Source organism: Alkalimonas cellulosilytica (assembly GCF_036325985.1).
GTDB lineage: Bacteria > Pseudomonadota > Gammaproteobacteria > Enterobacterales > Alteromonadaceae > Alkalimonas > Alkalimonas cellulosilytica.
On sequence record NZ_JAUHLI010000003.1, the window covers coordinates 152,718 to 169,452 of the forward strand.

Below are 16,735 nucleotides of genomic sequence, written 5' to 3' on the forward strand. Positions count from 1 at the left end.
ATTCATGCATTGGCGTTTTTGGTTATTGGCTCTGTGTTGCTGGCCGTTACTGCTTTGGCAAGGCAAACGGGTACGAAAGCTGGCACTGCGTTTACCGGAGGCAGGCGGTGAGCGTTCAGGTATCCTGGGGCACGGGCCAAAACAGCAGTTGCTGATTTGCGGCGACTCTGCAGCGGCAGGTGTCGGTTGCCACCATCAGCAACAAGCCTTATCAGGCCAGTTAGTTGGGTTGCTGGCACAACAAGCCGAAGTGCACTGGCAACTGCATGCGCAAACGGGCATCAACAGTGCACAGCTCAGGCAGCACCTGCTGGAGCTGGAAGCAAAACCACTGAGCTGGGTGGTTGTGTCCATCGGGGTAAATGATGTGACCGGGCTTAGTTCTGCCCGCCAATTCAGAGCGCAGATCAATGCTTTAGTGCAGCTGATTAATCAACGATTTTCAACACCTCAGATCATATTCAGTGCCATTCCACCCATGCAGCATTTTAGTGCCCTGCCCGCACCCCTGAACCACTGGCTTGGCCTGAAGGCCAGTCAGCTCAATCAGCAGTTGGTCAATACGCTGGCAACATGGCCCAATGCCAGGGTGCTCAGCTCCACCATCGAGCTGACACCCGAGATGCTGGCACAAGATGGCTTTCATCCATCCGTTGCAGGCGCCAAACAGTGGGCCAGCCTGTTGGCAGCAGAAATACAGCGGCTTCGTTACAGCAAGTAAGGCTGCAGCAGCGCCCGTACATTGACTTTGGCTTTCAACCGGGCTGCCAGCAAGTACAAGCCGCCTATTTTCCGGTGCAAGAAGATCGCATCCGCTGGTGGCGTATGCCAGTAATTGTGCTGCAAACTCAGTGCGGTGCCTGCTTCGCGTATTCGTGCAGCCAGATCGCTCTGGCCAAAATCAAACGGAGCATCCTGCTGCAACGGCTCGCAAGCCAGCTCCACCAGCGCTAATACCCGCATACGTTGCTCAGCAGCAATCCGCTCACTAAAAAAGCCAATGATGGTCAGTGCTTGATCCATAGCTGACTGATCATGCTGCAGGCTGGCTGTGAATAATTGTCGATACGCCTGACTAAATTCCTGGCTGTACTCACGACAAGCACCAAAATCCAGCAGTACCAGCTGCTCTGTGTCTTCGTTGTAGCGGTAATTGGCAAAGTTGGGGTCGGTTTGCACCAACTTAAACTCAAACAGCTCTCGAAACAGCAGGCTAAAAAGTTGTGTCACTACCCTGTCTCGCACTGCCTGTGGCTGAGATTGCAGACTTTCTACCGGCACTCCTTCAACATAGTGCATCACCAGTACACCCGGGCGGCACAAGTCCATCAATGGTTCAGGCAGCAAAAAATAGGGTGAATCACTAAGGGCCTGTTGAAACCGCTCCATAAAGGCCGCTTCCTGCAGATAGTCGGCTTCACGACTCAGCTGCACTTTGGCTTCATTCAGCAAGGCTTGATAATCCACGCCCTGAGGCAGCAAACCGCTGATACGCAGCAAGGTTGCCGCATTATCCACATCGCTGCTGATGCTTTGCCGAATCCCTGGATACTGCACTTTAACGGCGAGTTGTGTGCCGTTATCATGCTCGGCTCGATGCACCTGACCTATTGAGGCTGCAGCCATGGGTTTGAAGGTAAAATCGGCGAAATGACGCTGCCAGTCTTCGCCAAGCTCTGATCTAAGTACCGCAGCCAACTGTTTGGGAGGCATTGGATTGGCATTATCCCGTAACCGGGCCAGCATATCCGCTAACTCTTTGGGCAGTAAATCCCCTGCATCCATCGACAACAACTGTCCCAGCTTCATGGCAGCACCACGCATGTGCGCCAGCTGACTGGTTAAGCGTTTCACATTGGCAGGAGTCAGCAGCAATTCCATCCGGCTACCGGGCTCACCTTTTGCCAAACGTTTAGCCCCCTCGGCCAACATGCCACCGGCCAGCTTACCGGCCAAACTGGCGAATCCACCCAAGCGTGCCAGCCGACCGGCTGGGACTTTACTACTGGAAGACATAGCTCTCCTGTTTTACTATCGGAACAACACCTTGTGCATACGTCATTCGCTGGCGTCTGGCCCACTCAAAGAAGGAGGAACTCATGAGCACGTACCATCCCCCAAAAGTCTGGCAACCCAGTTCAAATGGCGGTAAATTTGCGTCCATCAACCGCCCGGTTGCCGGCGCAACCCATCAAAAAGCCTTGCCTGTCGGAGCGCATCCACTGCAATTGTATTCACTTGGCACACCCAATGGCATTAAGGTCACCATTCTGCTGGAAGAGTTACTGGCTTTGGGCCACCAAGGAGCTGAGTATGATGCCTGGTTGATTGACATCGGTCAGGGCGATCAGTTTGGCAGTGGCTTTGTCGAGCTAAACCCGAACAGCAAGATCCCAGCGCTACTGGATCGCAGTGAGCCCACACAGCCGCAGCGGGTATTTGAGTCTGGTGCTATCTTGTTGTACCTGGCTGAAAAGTTTCAGTGCTTTTTAGGACAATCGGCGGCGGAGCGCACCGAAATTCTCAACTGGTTGTTCTGGCAAATGGGCAGTGCTCCTTTTGTCGGTGGCGGTTTTGGTCACTTTTATGTGTATGCACCGGAAAAATACGAGTACCCCATCAACCGCTACGCCATGGAAACCAAGCGTCAACTGGATGTGTTGGATCAATGGCTGGCAAGTCGGCCCTATATAGCCGGTAAAGAATACAGCATCGCCGATATGGCGATCTGGCCCTGGTATGGTGCTTTGGCACTGGGGCAAGTGTATAGCTCGGCTGAACAGAATGCTGCCAAGTTTTTGGATGTGCAAAGCTACGCTCACCTGCAGCGCTGGGCTAAACAAATCAATAAGCGCCCTGCGGTGCAACGTGGCCGCCTGGTGAACCGCAATTCGGAGGATGGCAGCACCCTGCCTGAACGCCACAGCGGCGATGACTTTAAAGCACTGGGCTTCTGAGGTTACTTGGGTAAAAGCAGACAGCCGGCTAAGCGCCGGCTCGGCTGCAGCAAATGGTGTACTAACTCAGGTAATCAATGGCATTTCTGGCGGCACGATAGAGTGAACCTAAGGTGCGGTCAAAAACCCAACGAATAAATGAAAACGACAGGTCGCGTACTGTGGTCACCGCCTGACGGGCAAATACCAGCATATGACCAAGCAAGCCTCTGGTTTGCTCCGCAAACTGCACAGAGGCAGCTGCCACTTCTTCTAAGGTTCTTGCCAGTAAATCGTAAAATGTCAGGCCGGTACCGATGGTTGCCTGCGCCATGATGGCGGATAACTTGCCTGCATTTTTTAGCAGCGTAAGCAATGCATTACCTATTTTTTCCGCCCAGTAGGACGTAAAAGAAGCCTGATGACGTTGCTCGTAATCGAGTACCACCGGGGTGAAAATTTCATTGGAGCGGGCATTCAGAATGCCCCAGTCATCGCTATTGGCTGTGTTCACATAGCCAGGGGTGTCCGTTGCGTGCATGCCATGTGCCGCCGCATCAATGCCCTGACCATAGTCCAGCCGGTATTCCAGCCCATCCAAAGGGGCATGATGAAATGGCCACAGTGGTACCAAAGGTACTGGATCGGCGCCATGGGTGCAGCGGAAAATATTGCTGGCGCCAAGGCTGCCGGTATGGTTCATGGCAAAGTTGCGCAAGCCTACCCTGGGCGCGCCAAAAGTATACAAGTTCACATTGCAACCATAGCGGGCTTTCACCCAATCGGCGGTTAATGAAGCCAGAGCGCCCCCTAAGCTGTGGCCAACGCAGTGCACCGTGGTTCTGGCCTGTACCAACGGAGAGAGAGACTGCTCAAACAAAGGCTTCATACTCTGAAAGGCACGATTAAAGCCTGCATGGACTGAAGAGCCAGTGTCCGAGCCGGAAATACCGACATTGCCATTGGTTAACCAGTCCCGGCCACTGGTCATCTTGGTACCACGGATAGCAACAGCAATATGATCACGATAATAGTCTTTGCCCTTGCCGATAATCGCAAAGCCTGTGCGGCGATTCATCAGCCGGTCAAACCAGGTACCGGTAACGCCTGTGACTGGACCATCGGACAAATCAAAATCGAAATAACGGGTGCTTTCAGAGTGACGGTTAAAACGGTAAATACCACGAGCGGTTGGCGTGCGAATATCATAAACCAGACTAGCTAAATCCGAGGCAATTTTGGGCGTGATCGCTTGCATGAACTCAGTTCCTTCATTTAATACTCGGCGACAGGGGCGTCCAACTTACAAATACCAACGACCCCAAGCGGATGTTGCGGATACTCTTCGTTTTCCAGCACGTATCGCTGCTCTGGATCGGTCACTTCGCACTGCAGACCGGCCAAAGCACGGCGGAAACTAGAGTGAGGTTTCAGACTGGGTGTAGAGCTGTACCAAAGGACATAATTCTTTTGCTGATACTCAATCGACAGCACCTGACGCACCGTGCTTTGATCAAGCATATTGCCGGGTAAGCGGGAGCGGATATTTCTCTCGGAAAAGTAAAAACGACCGTGCGCATCCGTGACTACACTCTCCATATAGGATTTGTCGTAATCCAGTTCCCGATACACAGTGATGCCCGCTAAAGGCTCCCCTTTGTGGGTGAGCACCCCCTGCACTTCAGGGCATAAATGAACATCGTAGCGTTTAAACCATCCAAACATACCTGCTTGCACCTGCGTTGAGAAAAGAAACAGCACGCCAAGACCTAGCCAGCCGAAGCGATGCAACCAACCACTTTGAGACAAAGCCAAGGTTTTCATGGGACTTCCAGCAAAAAACAATACCTAATATTAACCCAGGATACCAGAAATTGAAACGATAAATTGAGTTAAATTTAACCATTAACATTCATTTGCAGCATGAGATGTTAGCAAGGGATTACCTAACAGCAGTAACTAATTAAAAGGCAGATTTCTTACACAATCAGCTCAATGATAAGTGATCTACCGCAGCAATGGTTAAGCCCGATCTTTCACTAACAATCGATTTAAACATTTAGGGCAGCAACCGCCACCTTTAAATTTCGGCAATAGATTTCCCAAAAGATCCTTTTCGTCTTGCTCATTACGAATAACAAGATAGGTCGGCAACTCTGAAAGTTCTCTTTTAAGGAAAAAAAAGCTGCTGCGTTGAATCAGTTCATCACCATCGAAGAATTCAACTTTTATTTCATGGACATCCACAATGCTGGTTTCAGGTGAGTTGAGTTGTTCTGATAGCTGTTTTGATGCGTAAGGATATAAAGCAACTTCACCATGAACAGGGCAAGGATAAAGTGACATAGCATTAGTCTCCAAAAATTTTCGCGTCAGACGGTAGCTGACTAAATCCACTTTTACGCAAGAACTTTGCATAACTTAAAGGTGACTTCCCTATTTGCGAGGTATTACCGGCATTCAATATGTCTACGACGTGAGAGACACAACTATTTTCGATAGGATCATAAATACCGAGTTCTTCATTAATCAGATTTTTTTGGAGTTTCATAGCAGATTCAGCATCTTCTAGTTTTACGATACTTTCATGAGCCGGTGTTTTACCTGAGTTATAACTACCAGCTCTAATGATTGTAGTAGTAGACTTATCGCTTGAAGTAATAACTTGATGCGTTGCATAATTTAAGTCATTCCAAACTACTTCAACAGTAAAGTGTCCTTCAGCATATCCATTCTCAAACTGCCTTATAACAGCATACCCCTCTTTACATGTTAAACCCAACGGATCTACCCAGTTGATGTGGTTTGGCGCATATTGGTAGTGGTTGATGCCACCGAGCAGCCCTATCGGATCCTGGCTGATAAAGCGGCCGGTATGGGGATCGTAGTATCTAAAGTGGTTGTAGTGCAAACCACTCTCCGCATCAAAATACTGCCCCTGAAAGCGGATAGGATTATCAATTTCGTTAAGCGTTACCGTCGCTTTACCAAAGCTGCTGTACTGCGCTTGCCAGACAACCTGGTTGTTGCTGTCGGTTACGGATAGTGGCGTGCCGAGTTGGTCCAGCTGATAGCTGTACAGCTCGCCGTTTTTAATAAGGAACAGCGGTTTGTGCGTGCCGGGTTCAAAAATATACCAACTAAAGTCGCCATTCTGGTATTCGCCCAGCAGCGTATCGCCATCCCACAGGTAATCGATCCGTCCCTGGCTGGTGATTTTGGCGCTGCGCCGGCCCAGTGCATCGTACTCATAACGGCTGAGGCCGTCTTTATGACTTAAAGACAGCAACTGATTAAAGCCATTGAACTCACGCCGCTGGCTGTGCTGTGGATGGATCACCACCGTTTGGTTGCCACTGGCATCGTACTGGTAGCTGTGGTCGTGATAACGGGTTAAACGGTCTTGCTGCAGCTCGATGTCTTCACCAACCGGATTGCCAAAGCTATCCCATTGGTGCGTTTCGTTCAGGCTTGTATCTTTGCTGTACTCTTTGGCAATGAGCTGGTCAATGGCGTTGTATCGGTAACGCGTATCACCTTCCTGGCTATCCTGAACCTCGGTAAGCTGGTGCAGGCTGCTGTAGTGGTAATGGCGCTCACGGCTTGGTAGCTGGCCGCTCTGTTGCGCCTGAATCCCCTGCCAACGCTGCTCAGTCAGTTGACCAAACGCATTGAAGGTTTGATGCTGCTGCAGGCCACTGCTGTACTCGCGGTGGGTTTCCCGACCGGCGGCATCAAAATTACGCCACAATACCGGCTGCTGATTGACAGCCAGCTGACTGAGCTGGCCGCTGTTATGGTAGTGGTAATCCAGGCGGGTGCCATCGGGCAGGATGGTCTGGCTACGCTTGCCTTCACGGTACAGATGCTGCAGCCGCCAGTCGCCCTGCCAGCTATCGGTTAACTGGCCAGCTTTATCGTAACCAAACCGCAGTTTACGCTGGGCATTATTGGCCCGAAGTAAACGCCCTACTTTATCGTAATGAAAGTGGTTGCTATCAATCCGCTGCTGCACCTGCGCTGTTTGCTCGATGATACGGCCGCGCAGATCACGTTTAACCCTGATAAAGCGTTCATTGCTGTCACGCAGGCTGCTTACCTTGCCATCGGCATCGTACTCAAACCGTTGTTCGCGGCCATCAAAGCCCTGCAAGCGCACCGGCCGCTCCTGGCCATCGTATTCGAGTTGGTAACGGGCACCATCGCTGCGCATAATGGCGGTTAAGTTACGCTCTTTGTCGTATTCGTAGTTCAGGCTGCTGCCATCCGCATGCCGAAGCTCGACCGGTTGACTTAACCCTTCATAACGCCACTCGGTGCTTTGGCCCAGCACATTGGTGCTTTTGATCAAACGCCCGGCTGCATCGTATTGATACTGCTGCAGCTCGGCTTGCTCTGGTGCATCTTTTGGATAGTGCTTTTGTCCTGTGAGCTGGCCTTGCGCATCCCGGATGTACTCGGTCACCAAACCGACAGCATCGATGCTGCCATTTAACCGTCCAAGGTGATCATAGCTGTAACGTGTTACCGAATCACCCAGTTTGCGAGCCAGTAAATGGCCTTCATCACTCCAGACAAACTGCTCGACACTCTGATCCGGCTGACACAGCTCTATCAGTTGATCTTTGTCATTGTAACGGTAACGTACTTCAGAGCCATCGGGGCGACGTTCTAAACGAAGCAAGCCCGCAGCGGTAAACTCACGTTGCCAAACACCGCCTTCCGCATCGATGATGGTGGTCCGCTGGCCCAAAGCGTTGTATTCAAATCGGGTGGTGGCGCCATCGGCTGCAATAACTGCCGCCAATTGGCCCTGCCGGTTGTAACGGTAACTGGTTTCAGCGCCGCCCGGCGCCACTTCGCTTTGCTTCTGTCCGTGCAAGGTCCAGCGGTAGTGCCAGGTAGCGCCATCCGGCGCAACTTTTTTGATCAAGCGGTTCTGGGCGTTGTGCCAGTATTCCCAGCGCTGGCCGCGGCTATCGGTACTGATGGCCAGACGTTTATCGTCCAGGTACTCAAAGTGGTAATCGTAGTAACCATCATCGCCCCAGTTACGCAGGCAGCGTGCTGAGGGGCCTGCTTTATCCCAGGTAAAATAATGGCGGAAACCGCTGGCGCGCTGACGCTCTACCAGTAAATGCCCATCGTAACGGTAGAGCTCTTGTTGCTGCTGCCGATTGATGGCAGACACCATGTCGCCGGCTTCACTGTATTGATACTGTGCCAGCGTTAACCCAAGCGCTTTCAGCCCTTCGGAGGTTTTTTCTACCGCTTCAATACGCTCCAGCTGGTGATGAGCGCCGTAGTAGAACTCAATGCCTTTCTTACTGGTATAATCTATCCGGCTAAGCCGACCTTGCTGATCGTAAAAGCATTGCAGGTTGTGCCCCAGACTGTTCAGTACTTTATGCAACACCCAGCGTCCGGGTTTGCCTGCTAAAGGAGCAAACTCCCAATGCTGATCCTGCTGATAGAGCACCAGGCTGCCTTTGTCTTTATGGTGCAGCGTTAACGATTCAGTTAACTGATGGCAACTACTCCCTGTTTGGATATCGTCAAAATAAATATGCCGCCCTTCGTCATTGATGAGTACTAAAGACGAAGTACCATCTTCATTTTTTCTGCGTTCAATGGATTGATGAAACGGGGTACGCCAGCCATAGCCTAAACCTACCGCCTGATTGCTTTGACTGGATCGGTAGCAGCGTACCCAGTGCAATGGCATCGGGCCATCCAGGATAAAGTCGGTCAGCTCCAGAATTTCTTCGCCGTTGCACATCGCAACCGGATCGCCACAAGTGGCTTTGTCTTTGTTCGGTAAATCCGGGCCGCCCGTTGCATTGCTGCTCTGGCTGTCATTCAGTGTCGAGCTGGTTTCATTGGCTGTGGCCTGCCCTTGCGATGAAGCTGTTTGCTGCTGGGATGATTTTTTCCTGGCCGCTGCCGCCGAGCCCGCTGACAAACTATTGGCCGGCTCTGGGCGAGTGACGGCCGGTACTTCATAAGCGTGCAGCTGTTTATCAACCAGCGCTTTGGCAATCGCTTCACGAATGCTGTCTGCCCGACTGGCACTAATAGCAACAGGGCTTTGCTGCCCTCCCAGCCAACTGTACAGCTCAAGTAGTCCGCCCGATGTAGCCGCCTGCAATCTGAAGTTTTGCTTTAAATACTGCTGAGCAGCCGGTACATTGTCAAAATGGATGGCTTTGCCAATGCCAGGGGCCGGAGTGGCGCAAACGATAATCTGACTGCCATGGATCCCTTTTAGTTTTAATTGCTTTTCTGACATGGAGGTAAGCGTCCTTTGCTAAATAACCGCGGCCGGGTGCCAACAAAATACAGCCGCTGAACGAAAGCCCAGCTGACCTTGCTCTGACTGAAGGCTTAAAGCAGTATTCACCTGATTTTGTTGTGCCAGATAAAGATGCAACAAGCGATAGAGCCCGCCACAACTGCCAAGCTCACCCGTCTGGTAAGCTAAAAATTCATAACTGGTTTCTGCGCTCAGCCATGGATGCAGCTTGCCACAGGCGGATAACCAGGCCTCTGCTACAGCAGCGTTGCCATTGTCCGGTCGGTACACTGTGGTTAGTGGTCTGTCCAACTGCTGTGCAATGTGCGCAAAGAGAGCCTGCATCCCTTCATCGTGTTGTGCTTGTTGAGATGTTAACTCAGTTTCATTGAAGCAATAATGCAAACCAGCGCTGTCTGCCGACCACTGAGCCGCGATAGCCCCTTCACTGAGTGAAACTGGCAAACAGCTGTTGGGCTCAGCCGCTAATTGCTGATTCGATAGCCGGAATTGTTGCAGTGGACTATCAATGGCAAGCATCCATGGTGTCAGAGTAGGATCGTGCTGCCAGTCTTGTTGGATTGTTTTCAGAGCCATTAATGCAGAGCAGGCACCGTAAGGGAAAATCCTGCTGCGCTTGTGCGTGAGTAATTCCGGATACTGTTGCCGGATTAAGCGGGTGAAAGCAGCCAGCTGACCGGCATCCTCCATGCTCTCAGGCAACAACAGATACACAGGCTGAGCACTCAGAGGCTGTGGTAATTTTGCCAGCAGAAAAGACAGTAAACGAAATAGCTGCACGGCCATCGAATCGCTTTGATCAATAAGCGGGTCCAGCCCAACCGACCAAAGTTCTTCACTCAGCCATTGCTGAGGTGCCAGCCTCAGATCCGGCAACAGCATAGCGCTATCTGTATCGGGGGCTTTGCCGAGCACGGCACCATAGTCTTTCAGGCGAAAGCAGTGTGCCATGTACCACCCCATAAAGCTGATCCATTCAGAACAGGCACCGTTGGCCACTGCAAAGCTGCTTTGATGGCTGCCAGTTGCCGTTGCCACTGATTTCCATGTTGCCAGAGCTGCTGCAGCTGTGATGCTTCAGCATGAGCCTGAGCATAAACGGCCCCTGATTGTAAAAAGGCATGCTGCAAATAGGCTGGATCTGATGCCGTCAAGCCATCGGCGATGACCGCATCGGCTGCAAGCACCCCCAATAGAATGCTTAAACTATTGGCTGCAGCCTCAGACCAGGTAGCATCGGATGCGAGCTCAACCAGTACAGGCAAATACTTGAACTGGCCGCTTAATGCCATCGCCAGCATGGTCATGCCATGATCTTGTTGCTTGGAGAGCAGATTAATCATGGCTAGTTTTTGTGGTGGGCTCGCATGCATCATCAGAATACTTAGTTGAGACAGGCTATCACTTCGTTGTGAAGAGAGTTGCTCAACAAAAACCTGCCAGTTGCTGATCTGTTGCAATGCATGCTGTGGTCGATAAGTAGTCAAAAAATGAACGGGTGCCTGCGTCAATGGCAGCTGATCCATCATGGGCTGAAAATGTTCCGGGCAATGTTGGACCAACGACCAGCCTACGGCACTGGCTGGCTCTTGTAGCAATAACTGCTGTATCGCTGCCGTCACAGGAAATTGCTGAACGTATGCTTTTAATTGCCACAAATAGGCACGAAAGCAAGCCGATAATTCCGCTTGAAACAACACGGTTAACTGTTCACCTGGTTGCAGCAGCCAGTGCAACCAGGGTGTTTCTGCGTGGTCGATGACATTCTGATCTTGTTGCAGGATGCGTAAATGCGAGACCAGCCGCTGATCCTGCTGCCGCAATTGCTGCAAGCCAACGTAGCGGCTACGACTCATTTGCTCTCGCTGCAACAGCAGCAGGTTGGCTTGGTCTGGTATTGATGTGGTGGTCAACATAACTTATGGCTAACCACCAATCAGAACCGTAGGGTTACCAACAATAATTTTTCCACCATGCTGGGTAGAGTCTCCCAACCTGGCTGCTGGTTTGCCATTAATCAATACTGAAGACGAGCCTTGTGAAATAGTGTCTGGCGGTCCAACACAGACTAATTTATCACCCACCCGGGCAGCCGGAATATTGCCAAAAAAAACATTGGGCGAACCCTGCACCACCGGGCCACCAACATGCGGTACTTTGGAAGTCACTTTCGGACATAGATGCATAGAACCAATGACAGCTGCAGGTTTTGACATATTCAGCCTCCTGGCATGAAGTAACAAGTGCAAATCAGTTAAGACCGATCTTGGCACCTTTTATGCTGATGTTGACACCTTTAATATCAATACTGCCATCACTTTTCAGAGTGATGGAGGCGGCACCGGTTTTTAAGGTAATACTATTGCCGGCCTTGATTAGCAGCTCCTTGCCAACATCCAGTGTATCGGTTTGACCAATTTTACTGACCCGCTCTTTTTTCACATCCAGCTTGTCGTTTGCTTTGACCAGGGTCGTACGGTCGTTATCAATGGTGTCATGTTGATCGTTCTCGACATGCAAAGTGAAATCGTGCTCAACCTGCGTGCACATGTCTTTTTCTGCATGCAGGTAAAACAGCTCTTCCCCCTTTTTGTCTTCAAACCGAATTTCGTTGAAGTTGTCAGCCCCTCCCTTCTTACTGGAGCGACTTTTTATACCACTTTGGGTTTTATCATCCGGCAAATTGTAAGGTGGCATGTGATCTGAGTTGTAAACAGCCCCGGTGATGATAGGCTGATCAGGATCACCGTTAATAAACTCGACCAATACTTCCTGATCACGCCGGGGAAAGAAAAATGCTCCCCAGTTCTTACCCGCCCAATGCTGACTTACCCGAATGGCGCATGAGCTTTCATGATCTGTGATGTCACTACGATCCCAATGAAATTTGACGGTGACGCGCCCTAACTCATCGACAGAGATTTCTTCATCGCCTTTGCAAGTGACCGTAGCGGTCTGTACACCGGTAATGAGTGGCTTGTAGGCTGATGCATAAGGCCGGTAGACAATTTTTTTAGGAACACATTTAAAGCTGTTGTGAATACTGCACTGGCCAGCCTGGGCTGCTCCGGATTGATTACTGACTGCAGCAATCAATTCAACGTCAGTGATCACATAGTGTTTGCCTACCTCAGCGTCATCTTCATGCTCAGTGATGGTAAAGGTTTTGGCTGCTGCAAAGTCACGGCAATTGCTGGTTCCGGCACGAACCTCCATATCTTTTTGCAGGCTCTCAAGGCGGATGCTGGCAATGGCCTGGGCCCTGTCCAACGACTCAGCTTCTGCGCCGTAAGAGAAAATTTCATAATTTGCATGCCCGGGTACCAAATTGCCATGCTGGTACTGACCCGTAGGCAAAGCTTTAGGCTTTTGCAGGTCATAGTGCCGTTGAATATACTGCCCGGGAACCATGGTTAGTTGATTTTGCCAGCTGACAATATGATCGTCTGCCAGAGAGCCGGTATGAAACTTAACGCTGGCATTTTTGGGGCAAGGCTTGTATGCCGATGCTTTATCGGCAAGCACCATGGTATGGCTACTGTCTGTATGTTCAAAGAAGTAAAACAAGCCTTCTTCTTCCATTAAGCGCTGTAAGAAGTTTAAATCCGACTCCTGATACTGCACTTTGAAATCGTAATCCGGGTAACTTGAGGTATGCGTGGTGGTATCTATATCCACCCCATGTTCAGCCGCCAGGAGCTCAATGATCCGCAGTACATTCTTTTCACGGAAGATACGGCTGTTGACCCGGTGCTGCATAAACCAGCTGGCGGGTACTATGGTAAGTCGATAATCCCGATAATCATTGCCGGTTGCATCTTTATTAACCCGAAGTCCAAGCGCATGCAAATCCGCAACTTTACCGTGAATATACCGCTGTTGATGAGAGCCAAGCTCCAGACGGATAGTCACCTCTTTGCCAATTAAATCGGCAGCAGCAATGGTCTGACCGTTGGTGTAAACATCGGATGTGACGACAAACTGTTTTGAAATTCCTTCTTTTAAGGAGAAACGCGTCAGATAGAGCGCATCCTTACCGAGAGGAGTCATGATTTCAATGCTGTTTTCTTCTTGGGTCGCTTTTTGCATCCATTCGCCTCAACTCTGCCTAGCGGGGTATACAGAAAGCCCTGCCACCATAAGTGACAGGGCTGACAACTACTTACAGCTTTTTACCTTTAGCACCACTGTAACCATAAACCAGAGGTGCAGTGATGTTGTTCTTATCATCAGAAGGCTTCACTGTCATCATCAGCTCGGTGTAGCTGATCACGATAGTTTCGATAGGACGATCGCCTGAGACAGACATCTGATAGCTGCTGATCATTGCATCGGTCAGCTCTATCTTCATGATCTCTTCGATTTCATCGCCTTGCTTGGTGATGTGGAATACTGCTTTTTCACCTTTACCGATGGTTGCTTCCTTAAACAGATCCGGTGAAGCTGAGTCTTGCAGCTTGGTAATTACGATATCGTTCAGACGCGTAGAACTCGCTTCACGATCCATAGAAGTACCCGTGTAAGAACTGACTTCACGGTGCGCACCCCACTCCATGCTTAAGACTGTAATCATGTCTTTGAAGGCTTCGGCAGTCGCTTCACCTTTGATGCCTGCGTACTGCAGATACGTATTCGCTTGCATGCTATGCTCCTTATGCATATTAAGAAATAGTCCAACAGGACCTGGTTTTTTAGCTGTTTAAAGCAGTGTCTCAGGTGAATGAAGGCTCTGCATCCATCGAAACATAAATCAACCGTGCATTAACCTAATTAACTACCTCAAACCACTATCATTATAAATTTATAAACTTAATGACTCAACGCTTTAAATATATATTTTATAAATTTATTATTTGTTAATTTATATCGTTGCTAATATATTGCCTTGCAAACGATGGCAGCATCATCTGTAACAACTTGAACTTCTTTAGGTTTTAGGCCCTGAGTTAATTGCTCTAATACCAGGACCGACAACTCTGGCAATAACTTATTTTGCAATACATTATGGATAGTTCGGGCTCCGGAACCCGCATCCTGGCATTGATCGGTGATCAGGCTGAGCAGTTCTTCCCCATAACTAAGCGCTATCTGATGGTTTTCCTGCAAGCGATTTGCAATCCGGTTTAATTGCAAGGTTGCAATATGCTGCAACTTACTGTTATCAAGTGGCAGGTAAGGAATGACATTAACCCGACCTAAGAATGCAGGTTTAAAATATTCCAGTAAGTCTGGTTGCAATGCTTTGGACAAGCCAGCAATGGAGGGGGCAGTTTCAGGGTCTTCAAACAGCCGCATCGTGCTATCCGTGCCCACGTTGGATGTCATGATGATGGTGGTATTCTTAAAGTCGATGTCACGGCCTTCACCATCTTTAATCAAGCCTTTATCAAAGACCTGATAAAAAATATCCTGCACGCCGGGGTGAGCTTTTTCCATTTCATCCAACAGTATGACACTGTATGGCTTACGACGGACCGCCTCGGTTAATACCCCACCTTCACCATAGCCGACATAACCTGGCGGAGAGCCCAATAGCATTGAGACTTTATGCTCTTCTTTAAATTCAGACATGTTGATCACGGTGAGGTGATCTTCACTGCCATACACCTGCTCAGCCAAGGCTAAGGCAGTTTCTGTTTTTCCAACGCCGCTTGGGCCTGTCAGCAGAAAAACCCCATTCGGCTTTTTTTCATCAGCCAATTGTGCTCTGGATGTCTGCACGGTTTTCGCAATCAACTCCAGTGCATGATCCTGACCAATCACCCGTTGTTGCATCACCTGCTTCAGATTGAGTACCGCTGCGATTTCATCGTTCTGCATTTTACCAAGCGGAATACCAGTCCAATCCGCGACCACCTGAGCAACCAATTGGTCATCAACTTGCCAAAACACCATCGGCTCAGCTATGGCTTGATAACGTGAACGAAGTTCTTGCAAATCAGCCTGCAGTACCTGCAATTCCTGTTCATCCGTTTGCTGCTGAATAGAAAGCATCAGCGCTTTAGCCTGAGCCACCAACTCATTTTGTTGTTGCCATTCGGCATGCAAGGTATTCAACTGTTGTTGGGCCTGTTCAATCTCTGCTTGCAATGCAGCCATGGTGGCCTGCTCAGTGCCATGCAGCTTATGCTCACGCGCTGCGACCTGCAGTTTGGCTTGTAATTGCTCAACCAACCGCTGTTGATCTTCCAGTTTACCCGGAATAGCATCCTGGCTCATGGCTACACGGGCGCAAGCTGTGTCAAGCAGTGCTACCGCTTTATCAGGCAATTGCCGGCCATTGATGTAACGATGTGACAAATGTACAGCGGCCACCAAGGCGTTTTCAGACAAATGTACACCATGGTGTTGTTCCATCACCGGCAAGAGTCCACGTAACATGGTCACTGCTTTTTCAGGCTCAGGTTCCTCAACCTTGACGACCTGAAAGCGCCGGGTTAATGCAGCATCTTTTTCAAAATATTTTTTGTACTCAGCCCAGGTCGTGGCCGCTATGGTTCTTAACTCACCCCGGGCTAAAGCAGGCTTTAGCAAGTTTGCGGCATCGTTCTGTCCTGCCTGACCACCACTACCAATCATGGTATGGGCTTCATCAATAAATAGAATCACAGGAACAGGGGATGCTTTTACTTCGGCAATCACATTTTTCAGGCGATTCTCAAACTCACCTTTCATGCCGGCACCCGCTTGCAACAATGCCAAATCCAGTACCCGAAGTGAGACCGACTTCAACTTGTCTGGCACATCGCCACAAGCAATACGCAGTGCTAATCCTTCCACTACTGCCGTTTTACCAACACCAGCCTCACCGGTCAGTATTGGGTTGTTCTGACGACGTCGGGTCAGGATGTCAATCATTTGCCGTACTTCGTAATCGCGGCCGATAATTGGATCGAGTTTGTTGGCCCGAGCCTGCGCGGTTAAATCCTGGGTGAATTGATCCAAAGCCGGAGTTTTACCATTCGCTGCGACTGCTGGTGCACTGGTTGGCCCGGAACTGCTTTGCTCGGTAGAACGCTGTTGCAACTGTGGCCAGGCTGCCAGCAGCTGAGCAGTATCAAGCTTCTCCAGCATGGGCAGGCGGCGTAATAACAAAGCAGCCAGGCTCTCATCTTTTAAAGCACTGTAGAGTAAATATGCACTTCTGATCTGCTGATCACCAAACTCAATGGTGCAATTTAGCCAGGTTTGACGCAATAAACCCACCAGGTTGGTAGAGATGCTTGGTAAGCTACTGTTGCCGGTTTTTAAGCCTTCCAACGCACGGTGCAGCTGTTGGCGAAGCTGATCCGGATCGATACTGAATGCAGCTAAAATTAACTGCAAATCCCCTGCCTGCATGTCCAGCATGGCATCAAGCCAATGCTCTATTTCGACAGAGAAATGGCTGCGGGACTGGCAACGCGCCGTTGCCGCCTCGAGTGCCTGGCGACAGACAGGATTTAGCTTTTCAACCAAGCTTTTCAAAGAGGTGTTGGACATAGTT

The 16,735-nt window shown here is 50.0% G+C and carries 13 protein-coding genes; 2 read left to right on the forward strand and 11 right to left on the reverse strand.

Translation table 11 applies throughout. The annotated features are described in order from the left end of the window. Positions 1-4 precede the first annotated feature (4 nt). Positions 5-721 (forward strand): SGNH/GDSL hydrolase family protein, encoded by a 717-nt coding sequence (locus QWY20_RS04045; protein ID WP_330127757.1) that lies wholly within the window; start codon positions 5-7, stop codon positions 719-721. Here QWY20_RS04045 and QWY20_RS04050 read toward each other — a convergent pair. After that, positions 709-2,016 carry an ABC1 kinase family protein gene (locus tag QWY20_RS04050; RefSeq protein ID WP_330127758.1) on the reverse strand — a complete coding sequence of 436 codons (1,308 nt, stop codon included), beginning with the start codon at positions 2,014-2,016 and terminating at the stop codon, positions 709-711. The two genes, QWY20_RS04045 and QWY20_RS04050, sit on opposite strands and share 13 nt — an antisense overlap. A gap of 83 nt (positions 2,017-2,099) precedes the next feature. Here QWY20_RS04050 and yghU point away from each other — a divergent pair, with 83 nt between their 5' ends. Further along, positions 2,100-2,957: a glutathione-dependent disulfide-bond oxidoreductase gene (gene yghU / locus QWY20_RS04055; protein WP_330127759.1), complete on the forward strand. Its 858-nt coding sequence runs from the start codon at positions 2,100-2,102 to the stop codon at positions 2,955-2,957. Between the two features lie 61 nt (positions 2,958-3,018). Here the strand turns inward: yghU and QWY20_RS04060 are convergent, their stop codons facing one another. The 10 genes from QWY20_RS04060 to tssH form a co-directional block, all read right to left on the reverse strand. Then, positions 3,019-4,194: a lipase family protein gene (locus QWY20_RS04060; protein WP_330127760.1), complete on the reverse strand. Its 1,176-nt coding sequence runs from the start codon at positions 4,192-4,194 to the stop codon at positions 3,019-3,021. A gap of 17 nt (positions 4,195-4,211) precedes the next feature. Then, on the reverse strand, positions 4,212-4,760 hold the full coding sequence (locus tag QWY20_RS04065; protein ID WP_330127761.1) for a DUF6795 domain-containing protein: 549 nt from the start codon (positions 4,758-4,760) through the stop codon (positions 4,212-4,214). Between the two features lie 198 nt (positions 4,761-4,958). After that, positions 4,959-5,282: a hypothetical protein gene (locus tag QWY20_RS04070; RefSeq protein WP_330127762.1), complete on the reverse strand. Its 324-nt coding sequence runs from the start codon at positions 5,280-5,282 to the stop codon at positions 4,959-4,961. A gap of 4 nt (positions 5,283-5,286) precedes the next feature. Continuing rightward, positions 5,287-9,225, reverse strand: a complete 3,939-nt coding sequence (locus tag QWY20_RS04075; protein WP_330127763.1) for an RHS repeat-associated core domain-containing protein — start codon at positions 9,223-9,225, stop codon at positions 5,287-5,289. An 18-nt stretch (positions 9,226-9,243) separates the two neighbouring features. Next, the gene (locus tag QWY20_RS04080; RefSeq protein ID WP_330127764.1) at positions 9,244-10,200 is read right to left on the reverse strand and encodes a hypothetical protein; all 957 of its coding nucleotides are present in this window, start codon (positions 10,198-10,200) and stop codon (positions 9,244-9,246) included. Then, positions 10,179-11,165, reverse strand: coding sequence for a hypothetical protein (locus QWY20_RS04085; protein ID WP_330127765.1), 987 nt, complete (start codon positions 11,163-11,165; stop codon positions 10,179-10,181). The genes QWY20_RS04080 and QWY20_RS04085 overlap by 22 nt, the downstream gene beginning before the upstream one ends. A gap of 9 nt (positions 11,166-11,174) precedes the next feature. Then, positions 11,175-11,465 carry a PAAR domain-containing protein gene (locus QWY20_RS04090; protein WP_228594170.1) on the reverse strand — a complete coding sequence of 97 codons (291 nt, stop codon included), beginning with the start codon at positions 11,463-11,465 and terminating at the stop codon, positions 11,175-11,177. Between the two features lie 34 nt (positions 11,466-11,499). Further along, positions 11,500-13,338, reverse strand: coding sequence for a type VI secretion system tip protein TssI/VgrG (gene tssI / locus QWY20_RS04095; protein ID WP_330127766.1), 1,839 nt, complete (start codon positions 13,336-13,338; stop codon positions 11,500-11,502). Between the two features lie 73 nt (positions 13,339-13,411). After that, positions 13,412-13,891, reverse strand: a complete 480-nt coding sequence (locus QWY20_RS04100; RefSeq protein ID WP_091339634.1) for an Hcp family type VI secretion system effector — start codon at positions 13,889-13,891, stop codon at positions 13,412-13,414. A gap of 230 nt (positions 13,892-14,121) precedes the next feature. Continuing rightward, complete coding sequence (tssH, locus tag QWY20_RS04105) at positions 14,122-16,731, reverse strand: type VI secretion system ATPase TssH (RefSeq protein ID WP_330127767.1); 2,610 nt, start codon at positions 16,729-16,731, stop codon at positions 14,122-14,124. Positions 16,732-16,735: the final 4 nt, after the last annotated feature.

Excerpts from the sequence above, each read along its gene's own strand:
- QWY20_RS04045 (WP_330127757.1), top strand. The coding sequence starts at position 5 with ATGCATTGGCGTTTTTGGTTATTGGCTCTGTGTTGCTGGCCGTTACTG.
- QWY20_RS04050 (WP_330127758.1), bottom strand. The coding sequence starts at position 2,016 with ATGTCTTCCAGTAGTAAAGTCCCAGCCGGTCGGCTGGCACGCTTGGGT.
- yghU (WP_330127759.1), top strand. The coding sequence starts at position 2,100 with ATGAGCACGTACCATCCCCCAAAAGTCTGGCAACCCAGTTCAAATGGC.
- QWY20_RS04060 (WP_330127760.1), bottom strand. The coding sequence starts at position 4,194 with ATGCAAGCGATCACGCCCAAAATTGCCTCGGATTTAGCTAGTCTGGTT.
- QWY20_RS04065 (WP_330127761.1), bottom strand. The coding sequence starts at position 4,760 with ATGAAAACCTTGGCTTTGTCTCAAAGTGGTTGGTTGCATCGCTTCGGC.
- QWY20_RS04070 (WP_330127762.1), bottom strand. The coding sequence starts at position 5,282 with ATGTCACTTTATCCTTGCCCTGTTCATGGTGAAGTTGCTTTATATCCT.
- QWY20_RS04075 (WP_330127763.1), bottom strand. The coding sequence starts at position 9,225 with ATGTCAGAAAAGCAATTAAAACTAAAAGGGATCCATGGCAGTCAGATT.
- QWY20_RS04080 (WP_330127764.1), bottom strand. The coding sequence starts at position 10,200 with ATGGCACACTGCTTTCGCCTGAAAGACTATGGTGCCGTGCTCGGCAAA.
- QWY20_RS04085 (WP_330127765.1), bottom strand. The coding sequence starts at position 11,165 with ATGTTGACCACCACATCAATACCAGACCAAGCCAACCTGCTGCTGTTG.
- QWY20_RS04090 (WP_228594170.1), bottom strand. The coding sequence starts at position 11,465 with ATGTCAAAACCTGCAGCTGTCATTGGTTCTATGCATCTATGTCCGAAA.
- tssI (WP_330127766.1), bottom strand. The coding sequence starts at position 13,338 with ATGCAAAAAGCGACCCAAGAAGAAAACAGCATTGAAATCATGACTCCT.
- QWY20_RS04100 (WP_091339634.1), bottom strand. The coding sequence starts at position 13,891 with ATGCAAGCGAATACGTATCTGCAGTACGCAGGCATCAAAGGTGAAGCG.
- tssH (WP_330127767.1), bottom strand. The coding sequence starts at position 16,731 with ATGTCCAACACCTCTTTGAAAAGCTTGGTTGAAAAGCTAAATCCTGTC.